The organism is Thiogranum sp. (assembly GCF_058323355.1).
Genome location: NZ_JBTTIO010000060.1, coordinates 1 through 9,664, shown reverse-complemented (window position 1 = coordinate 9,664; position 9,664 = coordinate 1). Strand labels below are relative to the sequence as shown.

The 9,664-nt window shown below is 55.6% G+C and carries 23 protein-coding genes; all 23 read right to left on the bottom strand.

Annotated elements, in window-relative coordinates; all coding sequences use genetic code 11:
* Positions 1–392: preprotein translocase subunit SecY (locus ACW81B_RS08990; protein WP_491579887.1), on the bottom strand; the 392-nt coding region annotated here is incomplete at its 3' end.
* Between the two features lie 5 nt (positions 393–397).
* Positions 398–832, bottom strand: a complete 435-nt coding sequence (rplO, locus tag ACW81B_RS08985) for a 50S ribosomal protein L15 (RefSeq protein WP_491579886.1) — start codon at positions 830–832, stop codon at positions 398–400.
* A 1-nt stretch (position 833) separates the two neighbouring features.
* The gene (gene rpmD, locus ACW81B_RS08980; RefSeq protein ID WP_491579885.1) at positions 834–1,019 is read right to left on the bottom strand and encodes a 50S ribosomal protein L30; all 186 of its coding nucleotides are present in this window, start codon (positions 1,017–1,019) and stop codon (positions 834–836) included.
* Between the two features lie 3 nt (positions 1,020–1,022).
* Complete coding sequence (rpsE, locus tag ACW81B_RS08975) at positions 1,023–1,529, bottom strand: 30S ribosomal protein S5 (protein WP_491579884.1); 507 nt, start codon at positions 1,527–1,529, stop codon at positions 1,023–1,025.
* A 14-nt stretch (positions 1,530–1,543) separates the two neighbouring features.
* A complete protein-coding gene (rplR, locus tag ACW81B_RS08970; protein WP_491579883.1) occupies positions 1,544–1,897 on the bottom strand; it encodes a 50S ribosomal protein L18 in 354 nt (117 codons plus the stop codon).
* A gap of 19 nt (positions 1,898–1,916) precedes the next feature.
* Positions 1,917–2,450 (bottom strand): 50S ribosomal protein L6, encoded by a 534-nt coding sequence (gene rplF / locus ACW81B_RS08965; RefSeq protein ID WP_491579882.1) that lies wholly within the window; start codon positions 2,448–2,450, stop codon positions 1,917–1,919.
* A gap of 13 nt (positions 2,451–2,463) precedes the next feature.
* Positions 2,464–2,859: a 30S ribosomal protein S8 gene (rpsH, locus tag ACW81B_RS08960; RefSeq protein ID WP_491579889.1), complete on the bottom strand. Its 396-nt coding sequence runs from the start codon at positions 2,857–2,859 to the stop codon at positions 2,464–2,466.
* A gap of 29 nt (positions 2,860–2,888) precedes the next feature.
* Complete coding sequence (gene rpsN / locus ACW81B_RS08955) at positions 2,889–3,194, bottom strand: 30S ribosomal protein S14 (protein WP_491579881.1); 306 nt, start codon at positions 3,192–3,194, stop codon at positions 2,889–2,891.
* 11 nt (positions 3,195–3,205) lie between these two features.
* Positions 3,206–3,745 carry a 50S ribosomal protein L5 gene (gene rplE / locus ACW81B_RS08950; protein WP_491579880.1) on the bottom strand — a complete coding sequence of 180 codons (540 nt, stop codon included), beginning with the start codon at positions 3,743–3,745 and terminating at the stop codon, positions 3,206–3,208.
* Positions 3,746–3,759: 14 nt separating this feature from the next.
* Complete coding sequence (rplX, locus tag ACW81B_RS08945) at positions 3,760–4,080, bottom strand: 50S ribosomal protein L24 (protein WP_491579879.1); 321 nt, start codon at positions 4,078–4,080, stop codon at positions 3,760–3,762.
* 15 nt (positions 4,081–4,095) lie between these two features.
* Positions 4,096–4,464 carry a 50S ribosomal protein L14 gene (gene rplN / locus ACW81B_RS08940; protein WP_132971170.1) on the bottom strand — a complete coding sequence of 123 codons (369 nt, stop codon included), beginning with the start codon at positions 4,462–4,464 and terminating at the stop codon, positions 4,096–4,098.
* 29 nt (positions 4,465–4,493) lie between these two features.
* Positions 4,494–4,757 (bottom strand): 30S ribosomal protein S17, encoded by a 264-nt coding sequence (gene rpsQ, locus ACW81B_RS08935; protein WP_491579878.1) that lies wholly within the window; start codon positions 4,755–4,757, stop codon positions 4,494–4,496.
* Complete coding sequence (gene rpmC / locus ACW81B_RS08930) at positions 4,754–4,957, bottom strand: 50S ribosomal protein L29 (protein ID WP_491579877.1); 204 nt, start codon at positions 4,955–4,957, stop codon at positions 4,754–4,756. Before rpmC ends, rpsQ begins: the two co-directional genes overlap by 4 nt.
* Positions 4,957–5,370 (bottom strand): 50S ribosomal protein L16, encoded by a 414-nt coding sequence (gene rplP, locus ACW81B_RS08925; RefSeq protein ID WP_491579876.1) that lies wholly within the window; start codon positions 5,368–5,370, stop codon positions 4,957–4,959. Before rplP ends, rpmC begins: the two co-directional genes overlap by 1 nt.
* 15 nt (positions 5,371–5,385) lie before the next feature.
* Positions 5,386–6,069: a 30S ribosomal protein S3 gene (rpsC, locus tag ACW81B_RS08920; RefSeq protein ID WP_491579875.1), complete on the bottom strand. Its 684-nt coding sequence runs from the start codon at positions 6,067–6,069 to the stop codon at positions 5,386–5,388.
* A gap of 25 nt (positions 6,070–6,094) precedes the next feature.
* On the bottom strand, positions 6,095–6,427 hold the full coding sequence (rplV, locus tag ACW81B_RS08915) for a 50S ribosomal protein L22 (protein WP_491579874.1): 333 nt from the start codon (positions 6,425–6,427) through the stop codon (positions 6,095–6,097).
* An 11-nt stretch (positions 6,428–6,438) separates the two neighbouring features.
* Positions 6,439–6,711, bottom strand: a complete 273-nt coding sequence (gene rpsS, locus ACW81B_RS08910) for a 30S ribosomal protein S19 (RefSeq protein WP_491579873.1) — start codon at positions 6,709–6,711, stop codon at positions 6,439–6,441.
* Positions 6,712–6,729: 18 nt separating this feature from the next.
* Positions 6,730–7,557, bottom strand: a complete 828-nt coding sequence (gene rplB, locus ACW81B_RS08905) for a 50S ribosomal protein L2 (protein ID WP_491579872.1) — start codon at positions 7,555–7,557, stop codon at positions 6,730–6,732.
* Positions 7,557–7,853 carry a 50S ribosomal protein L23 gene (rplW, locus tag ACW81B_RS08900; protein ID WP_491579871.1) on the bottom strand — a complete coding sequence of 99 codons (297 nt, stop codon included), beginning with the start codon at positions 7,851–7,853 and terminating at the stop codon, positions 7,557–7,559. The genes rplB and rplW overlap by 1 nt, the downstream gene beginning before the upstream one ends.
* On the bottom strand, positions 7,850–8,452 hold the full coding sequence (gene rplD, locus ACW81B_RS08895; protein WP_491579870.1) for a 50S ribosomal protein L4: 603 nt from the start codon (positions 8,450–8,452) through the stop codon (positions 7,850–7,852). The genes rplW and rplD overlap by 4 nt, the downstream gene beginning before the upstream one ends.
* A gap of 11 nt (positions 8,453–8,463) precedes the next feature.
* Positions 8,464–9,105 carry a 50S ribosomal protein L3 gene (gene rplC, locus ACW81B_RS08890; protein ID WP_491579869.1) on the bottom strand — a complete coding sequence of 214 codons (642 nt, stop codon included), beginning with the start codon at positions 9,103–9,105 and terminating at the stop codon, positions 8,464–8,466.
* 52 nt (positions 9,106–9,157) lie between these two features.
* Positions 9,158–9,469 carry a 30S ribosomal protein S10 gene (gene rpsJ, locus ACW81B_RS08885; RefSeq protein ID WP_491579868.1) on the bottom strand — a complete coding sequence of 104 codons (312 nt, stop codon included), beginning with the start codon at positions 9,467–9,469 and terminating at the stop codon, positions 9,158–9,160.
* A gap of 54 nt (positions 9,470–9,523) precedes the next feature.
* A partial coding sequence (locus ACW81B_RS08880) for an EF-Tu C-terminal domain-related protein (protein ID WP_491579888.1) occupies positions 9,524–9,664 on the bottom strand: 141 nt, incomplete at its 5' end.

Here is a 9,664-nt window from a genome sequence, read left to right as displayed (position 1 = left end):
GCCAGCACAACCGTACCGTAGCGTGTGTACTGGGTGATCTTTCTGCGTCCGGCATCGCCTTCCTTCTTCAACTGCTCCAGCGTCGGCACGGTATATGACAGCAGCTGCATGATAATCGACGCCGAAATGTACGGCATAATACCCAGTGCAAACAGTGACAGTCGTTTCAACGCACCACCCGAGAACATGTTAAACATGTCGAGAATGGTGCCCTTTTGCTGCTCGGCCAGAATTTCCAGCACAACCGGGTCAATACCCGGCAACGGGATAAACGACCCGATACGGAAGACAAGGATCGCACCCAGTACGAAGAAGATGCGCTGACGCAGTTCCTTCAGTTTACCGATATCACCGAGACCACCGGTAAGACCTGCTGCACCCGCGCCTGCCACCCGGATTAATCCTCTACCTTGCCGCCAGCGGCTTCAATTGCCGCTCGCGCACCCCTGGTGACACGCAGGCCTTTTACCGTAACGGCCGTGGTGATTTCACCGGATGCAATAATCTTCGCGTACAAGGTGCTCTGTTTCAGAACGCCGGCTGCTTTCAGTGAAGCCAGATCAACAGCACCGTCTTCAACGGCTCCCAGCTCGTGCAAGCGGACCTCTTCAGTCACCAGTGATTTGCGCGAGGTAAAGCCAACTTTCGGCAAGCGGCGCTGCAAAGGCATCTGACCGCCTTCAAAGCCGACTTTGGTGAAACCGCCGGAACGCGATTTCTGGCCCTTGTGGCCACGACCGGCCGTTTTGCCCAGGCCGCTGCCAATGCCGCGGCCCACGCGCTTGGCATCAGGACGACTGCCATCGGCAGGCTTCAATGTATTCAGGCGCATATCAGACATCCTCTACCTGCAACAGGTACGAAACCTTGTTGATCATGCCGCGATTTTCCGGCGTATCAATCACTTCGACTGTGTGGCGAATCCGGCGCAGGCCGAGTCCGGCCACGCACGCCTTGTGCGATTTCAGTCGTCCACTGGTACTCTTCATCAGAGTCACCTTTAATTTCTTGTCTGCCATGGCTTACCCCAGAATCTCTTCGACCTTTTTGCCGCGCTTGGCTGCCACCATCTCCGGGGAGCTCATATCGGCCAGGCCCTTCATGGTTGCACGCACGACATTGATCGGATTGTTGGTACCAATGCACTTCGCAAGTACATCGCGCACACCGACCACTTCAAAGACAGCGCGCATGGCGCCACCGGCAATAATGCCGGTACCTTCCGAGGCAGGTTGCATGTGCACCTTGGCGGCACCGAATGTTGCCGTAATCGGGTATTGCAGCGTGCCGTCCTTGAGCGCGACCTGCTTCATGTTCTTGCGGGCGTTCTCCATTGCTTTCTGGATAGCGACAGGCACTTCACGCGCCTTGCCTCGACCAAAACCAACTTTGCCTTCGCCGTCGCCAACAACAGTCAATGCAGCAAAACCAAATTGACGGCCACCCTTTACTACCTTGGCAACACGATTGATTCCGATCAGCTTTTCCTGCAGACCATCCGAGTTCGCCTGGTTATCAACATTCGCCATAGTGCAACCCTTACCTAGAATTCCAGACCGCTTTCACGCGCGGCATCTGCCAGCGCCTTCACTCGGCCGTGATATTTAAAACCGGAACGATCAAACGCGACCGCAGTGATACCAGCCGCTTTGGCACGTTCTGCCACAGCCTTGCCTATCGCAGCAGCTGCGTCGGCATTACCGGTGCTCTTGACGTCCTTGCGCAACGCCTTGTCCAGGGTTGATGCACTAACAAGCACCTTGTCGCCATTCCCATCGATAACCTGCGCATAGATATGGCGCGGGGTACGGTGGACACACAGACGCGGCCGACCGAGTTCGCGGATCTTGGCGCGGGTCTTGCGAGCACGCCGCTGTCGTGATGCTTTCTTGTCCATACTGATACCTTCGAATTAACTATTTCTTCTTGGCTTCTTTACGTACGATGATTTCATCGACGTATTTGACGCCCTTGCCCTTATAGGGTTCCGGCGGACGGTAGGCGCGAATTTCAGCTGCCACCTGTCCAACCTTCTGCTTGTCCATACCTTTTACAACGACATCCGTCTGACTCGGGGTTTCCACCGTCACCCCTTCGGGCACGGCATAATCAATCGGATGAGAGAAGCCCAGCGTAAGATTCAGCTTCTGTCCCTGTGCCTGTGCACGGTAACCCACACCGACCAGCTGGAGTTTCTTTTCAAAGCCTTCTGTGACGCCAATGACCATATTATTGATCAGCGCACGCGTTGTGCCCGCCAGCGCCATCGCCGCCTTGGAGCCATCCTTCGGCGCAAAGGTCAGAACATTGTCGTTCTGTTCTATTTTTACCGAGGCGTGCACATCACGCTGCAGTGCGCCCTTGCTCCCCTTGACGGTAACAGACTGGCCACTGATAGCGACTTCAACACCCTTCGGCACTTCAACCGGATTTTTTGCAACTCTGGACATGGTTATTTACTCATCAGGATACGTAGCACAACACTTCACCACCCTCTCCGGCGGCACGTGCGGCACGATCACTCATCACACCTTTCGAGGTTGAAACAATAGCAACACCCAGACCACCCATGACTTTGGGCAGTTCGTCCTTTGCCTTGTAGATACGCAGCCCCGGGCGACTGACACGCTTCAGCGTATCGATGACCGGCTGGCCTTCGTAGTATTTAAGCGAGACACTCAGCGACGGCTTGCCGCCTTCAACCTGCTCACTGAAATCAGCGATATAGCCTTCATCCTTCAGCACATTCGCAATCGACTGCTTGAGCTTTGAAGAAGGCATTGACACCGATACCTTGCCCGCCCGCTGGCCGTTACGGATGCGGGTCAGCATGTCGGCGATAGGATCTGTCATCATAATCTGCGTACCTCTATCTGAATTCTGCGCTGTTACCAGCTGGCCTTGACCAGGCCGGGAATATCACCCTGCATGGCATGTTCGCGCAGCTTGTTGCGCGCCAGACCGAACTTGCGGTAGTAACCGTGCGGACGGCCGGTAATACGGCAACGATTGCGTTGACGACAGGGGCTGGCGTTGCGCGGCAGGGCCTGCAACTTCAGCTGTGCCTCGTAACGCTCTTCTTCCGGCTTGGTCATATCGGCGATGATCGTCTTCAGCGCTGCACGCTTTGTCGCGTATTTCTTGACCATCTTGGCGCGTTTGATCTCGCGCTGGATCATGGATTGTTTGGCCATCTCGCTTTTCCTCAGTTCCTGAACGGGAAGTTAAACGCTGCCAGCAGCGCGCGACCTTCCTCATCTGTTTTCGCCGTGGTGGTAATGTTGATATCCATACCACGCAGGGTGTCAATCTTGTCGTAATCCACTTCCGGGAAAATGATTTGCTCGCTGACGCCCATATTGTAGTTGCCACGGCCGTCGAAAGACTTCGGACTCATGCCGCGGAAGTCCCGGATACGCGGAATTGCAATGGCGATCAATCGGTCAAGAAACTCGTACATGCGTTCACGACGCAATGTCACCTTGCAACCGACAGGCCAGCCTTCACGGACCTTGAAACCTGCAACAGACTTGCGCGCATTGCGCACAATCGGCTTCTGCCCGGCAATCTTCGTCATATCTGAAACCGCATGCTCCATGACCTTTCGATCCCCGAGCGCTTCACCAACACCCATATTAATGGTGATCTTGGTGATACGCGGTACTTCCATCACGTTCTTGTACTCGAACTGCTCCTGGAGCTTGCCGATAACTTCTTCGTGATACTGTTTTTGCAACCTGGCCATCTTCAGCTACTCTCTCAGACGTCCACGACTTCGTCGTTGGACTTGAATACACGCACCTTGCGACCGTCTTCCAGTGTACGGAAGCCAACACGATCGCCCTTCCTGGTCTGCGGGTTGTACAACATGACGTTGGACACGTGAATCGGCATCTCTTTCTCGATAATACCGCCGGCAACACCCGCCTGTGGATTGGGCTTGGTGTGCTTCTTCACAATATTGACGTTTTCCACGATCAGCTTGTCGATCTCGGGCAGCACTTTCAGCACGTTGCCGCGCTTGCCACTGTCCTTGCCAATCATCACGACGACATCATCGCCTTTACGTATCTTGCGCATAATCCTGACTCCCGCCTACAGCACTTCAGGTGCAAGCGAAATAATCTTCATAAACCGTTCACTACGCAGCTCGCGCGTAACCGGGCCAAAGATGCGGGTACCGATTGGCTCCAGCTTGGCATTGAGCAGCACAGCCGCATTGCCATCAAAGCGGATCAGAGAGCCGTCTGGACGACGCACACCCTTGGCGGTACGAACCACAACGGCGTTGTAGACCTCACCCTTCTTGACCTTGCCACGAGGAATCGCCTCTTTAATACTCACCTTGATGATGTCGCCGATACCGGCATAACGACGGTGTGAACCGCCCAGCACCTTGATGCACTGAAGGCGACGTGCGCCGCTGTTATCAGCAACATCCAGTTTTGTCTGCATCTGGATCATGACTTAGCCCCGTAATTCCTTTGTTTCAATCAGCCAGCGGGCCGATCGACAACTTCAACCAGCGTCCAGGACTTGGTCCTGGACAGCGGCCGGCATTCTTTAATAGACACTGTATCGCCTGCGCGACATTCATTGTTTTCATCATGAATGTGCAGCCTGGTCGAACGGCGGATGTATTTCCCGTACAACGGATGACGCACTTTGCGCTCAACTTTCACAACGGCGCTCTTGTCCATCTTGTCACTGACAACCAGGCCGGTCAGCGTACGGATTGTCTTGCTGTCTTCAGTCATGCCGCTTCACCCGTTTTGGCCTTTTCATTCAATACTGTCTTGATACGCGCGATGTTACGGCGCACCTTTTTCACCTGGTCGGGCCGCGACAGCTGTCCTGTTCCCTTCTGCATGCGCAGATTGAACTGCTCCTTCAGCAAACCATCCAGCTCAAGCTTCAGCTCATCGGCTGACTTTGCACGAAGATCACTCGCGTTCATCACATCACCGTCCGATTAATAAAGGTGGTACGCACCGGCAGTTTCGCAGCAGCAAGCTTGAATGCTTCCCGCGCCAGCTCTTCCGGCACACCTTCCATTTCATAGAGCACACGACCGGGCTGAATCTTGGCAACCCAGTATTCAACATTACCCTTACCCTTACCCTGGCGAACCTCGATAGGTTTCTTGGTAATCGGCACGTCGGGGAACACACGGATCCACAACTTGCCACCACGTTTTACGTGACGGGTAATGGCACGACGTGCGGCTTCAATCTGACGCGCGGTAATCTGTCCACGCGTGGTCGCCTTGAGGGCGAACTCGCCGAAGCTGCACTTGTTACCGCTGAGCGCAAGACCACGGTTGCGACCCTTCTGCTGCTTGCGGAATTTGGTTCTCTTGGGCTGTAACATGTCTTCGCGACTCCCTTATTTGGCACCGGCCGCTTTCTTGGCAGGCTCGGGCTCAACGTTCTGCTCATCGCGGTCAAGGATTTCACCCTTGAACACCCAGACTTTCACGCCAATTACACCGTAGGTGGTATTGGCACGCGTCACGCCGTAGTCAATGTCGGCACGCAGCGTGTGCAACGGTACCCGGCCTTCGCGATACCATTCGGTACGTGCGATTTCAGCACCGTTCAGTCGACCGGCAACCATAATCTTGATGCCCTCGGCACCCAGACGCATGGCGTTACCGACAGCGCGCTTCATGGCGCGGCGGAACATGATACGACGCTCCAGCTGCTGTGCCACACTTTCGGCAACCAGCTGCGCTTCGATCTCGGGCTTGCGAATCTCTTCGATATTCACATGAACCGGCATACCCATCTTCTGCGACACCAGGGCGCGAAGCTTTTCGATGTCCTCGCCCTTTTTGCCGATCACGATACCCGGACGCGCCGTGTGAACGGTAATGATCGCATTATTCGCCGGGCGCTCGATCTGGATGCGACTCACGGATGCGTGCTTGAGCTTCTGCTTGATGAAGTCCCGCACCTCGATATCGAGGTTCAGGAAATCCGCATAATGCTTCGAATCCGCGTACCACTTCGACGTCCAGTCCTTGACGATGCCGAGGCGTATACCGGTTGGATGTACTTTCTGGCCCATGCCGTACTCTCTTCTCTACTCGGGATTACTGTTCAGCGACAGTAATCTGGATATGACTCGTGCGCTTCAGAATCTGGTTGGCGCGGCCCTTGGCGCGTGCGTTCCAGCGTTTGAGGGTTCGACCCTCGTTCACACAAATCTCGGAAATCTTCAACTCGTCCACGTCCGCACCTTCGTTGTGCTCGGCATTGGCAATCGCCGATTCGAGCACCTTGCGAACCATGTGGGCAGCTTTCTTGTTGCTAAAGGTCAGCACTTCGAGCGCTTTCTCGACATGCAGGCCACGAACCTGGTCAGCAACCAGTCGTGCCTTCTGCGCGGAAATGCGTGCGTGACTCAATTTTGCAGACGCTTGCATAATCTTTACCCTTATCTGGATTTTCTGTCCGCAGCGTGACCCTTAAAGGTACGCGTAACTGCGAACTCACCCAATTTGTGACCAACCATGTTCTCGTTGATCAGAATCGGCACGTGCTGGCGGCCGTTGTGTACAGCAATGGTCAGGCCAACCATATCGGGCAACACCATCGAGCGGCGCGACCAGGTCTTGATCGGCTTGCGGCTGTTGCTGCTCACGGCTTCATCGACTTTCTTCATTAGATGAAGATCAATGAAAGGTCCTTTTTTTACGGAACGCGGCACTGTCTTTAACCTCTGTCGTTACTTCTGATTGCGACGACGAACAATCATATTGTCCGTGCGCTTGTTTTTACGGGTCTTGTAACCCTTGGTCGGCATGCCCCACGGGCTTACCGGATGACGACCACCGGAAGTACGGCCTTCACCGCCACCGTGCGGGTGATCTACCGGGTTCATGGCAACACCACGAACGGTCGGACGCACACCGCGCCAGCGGGTCGCGCCCGCCTTGCCCAGTGAACGCAGGTTGTGCTCGGAGTTACCGACTTCACCAATGGTGGCACGGCAATCAACCGGTACCTTGCGCATCTCGCCGGAGCGCAAACGCAGGGTGGCGTGCTGCCCTTCACGCGCGACCAGCTGTACACCGGCGCCGGCACTGCGGGCAATCTGTCCGCCCTTGCCCGGTTTCATCTCGACGTTGTGCACCACAGTACCCATCGGGATGTTACGCAACGGAAGCGCGCTGCCTGGCTTGATCGGCGCATCGATACCGCTGTGAATTTCGGCACCCGCATAAACGCCCTTCGGCGCCAGGATGTAACGACGCTCACCATCGGCGTACAACACCAGCGCGATATGCGCACTGCGGTTCGGGTCGTATTCCAGGCGTTCGACACGGCCCGGCACACCATCCTTGTTGCGCTTGAAATCAATCACGCGATAGCGCTGACGGTGACCACCGCCACGATGCCGCGTGGTGATACGACCCTTGTTGTTACGACCACCGTTCTTGGTTTTCTTTTCAAGCAACGGCGCCCATGGGTCACCCTTGTGCAATGCTTTCTCGACAATCTTGACGACAAAACGGCGTCCGGGAGATGTCGGTTTTGACTTGACGATAGCCATTATTCTGCGCCCGCGAAATCGATGTCTGAACCTTCAGCCAGCGTGACGTAAGCCTTTTTCCAGTCGGAACGGCGGCCGATTGTCTGCCCGAAGCGTTTTACCTTGCCCTTGACGTTCAACAGCTGAACGCTGTTCACTTTCACGTCAAACATTTTTTCCACCGCCTTGCGGACTTCAGGCTTGCTGGCATCACGCAGCACCTTGAAGACATACTGACGGTTGAGGTCGGCCGCGCGCGTGCTCTTTTCAGAGACCACCGGACCTACCAGAATTTTGCTCAATCGCTCGGCATTCATACGAGCCTCTCCTCAAACTGCTTCAGCGCAGCAACGGTCATCAGCACCTTGTCAAAACCGACCAGGCTGACCGGGTCGGTGATCGAGGTATCGACGACATCAACCTTCGGCAGGTTGCGTGCAGCCAGGTACAGATTTTCATCGGGATCATCGTGAACGATCAGTACGTGATCGAGATCCATTTCCTTCAGCCTGGCAATCAGCTCCTTTGTTTTCGCAGCACTGACCGCGAAACTCTCGACCACAACCAGCCGATCCTGACGGACCAGTTCTGAAAGGATCGAACGGATAGCCGAGCGATACGCCTTTTTATTCACCTTTTGCGAGTAATCACGCGCACTTGCCGCAAAAGTGACACCACCGCCACGCCACAGCGGGCTGCGGATTGTACCAGCACGCGCGCGTCCTGTCCCCTTTTGTCGCCAGGGTTTGGCGCCGCCGCCTCTGACCGCGGAGCGATTCTTCTGTCCGACAGTACCGGAGCGCGCCGCTGCCATGTAGGCCACCACAACCTGGTGGACCAGCGTTTCGTTGAATTCCTGTCCAAATACCGCGTCGGCAACGTCCAGGCTCGAACCACCATGCATATTGATATTCATGTCCGACCCCTCTACCGCGCCTTGACCGCAGGCGTAACAATCACGTCACCACCCCGGGAGCCCGGCAGCGAGCCCTTGACCAGCAACAGGTTACGCTCGGTATCGACGCGAATAATTTCAAGATTCTGCTGGGTGCGACGCACATTACCCATGTGCCCGGCCATGCGCTTGCCCTTGAACACGCGCCCCGGTGTCTGACACTGACCGATGGAGCCCGGCGCACGGTGCGACAGCGAGTTACCGTGGGTTGCGTCCTGCATGGAGAAGTTATGGCGCTTCACACCACCGGCAAAACCCTTGCCAATGGTCGTGCCAGCCACATCCACTTTCTGACCAGCTTCAAACAGATCGACACCCAGCTGCTTGCCGACCTCGATATCACCACCTTCACCATCGCCCAGGCGGAATTCCCATAAACCGCGACCCGCTTCGGTACCCGCCTTGGCAAAGTGCCCGGCAGCCGCCTTGTTCACGCGCGATGCGCGGCGCGAACCGGTTGTCACCTGGTAAGCCCGGTAACCGTCTGTGTCCTGACCCTTTACCTGGGTGACACGGTTCGGCTCAACTTCGATAACCGTCACAGGAATAGATTCGCCCGCGTCCGTAAAGATGCGGGTCATACCTGCTTTTCTGCCAATTAATCCGATAGCCATTTTATTTACCTTAAATAACCTGCTGGAGCGGGCCTGCCCGCTCCTGCTGCCCTCAGTTCAGTTTGATTTGCACGTCAACGCCGGCCGCAAGGTCCAGCTTCATGAGCGCATCAACGGTTTTGTCTGTGGGATCCACAAGGTCCATCAGACGCTTGTGGGTACGGATCTCGTACTGATCGCGGGCATCCTTGTTGACGTGTGGCGAAATCAGGACCGTGAACCGTTCTTTCTTGGTCGGGAGCGGAATCGGACCACGCACCTGGGCGCCGGTACGACGAGCTGTCTCGACAATTTCACGTGCTGACTGGTCGATCAAACGATGATCGAACGCTTTCAGCCGAATACGAATTCTTTGATTTGCCATGTCAACCTCTAAAGAACAGGGACAGCATTCAATCCGTCCCGATTAAAATTTCTGTTACTCGATGATCTTGGCGACGACGCCGGCGCCCACAGTACGGCCACCTTCGCGGATCGCAAAACGCAATCCTTCTTCCATCGCGATCGGTGCAATCAGGCTCACCGTGATCTTCACGTTGTCACCCGGCATCACCATCTC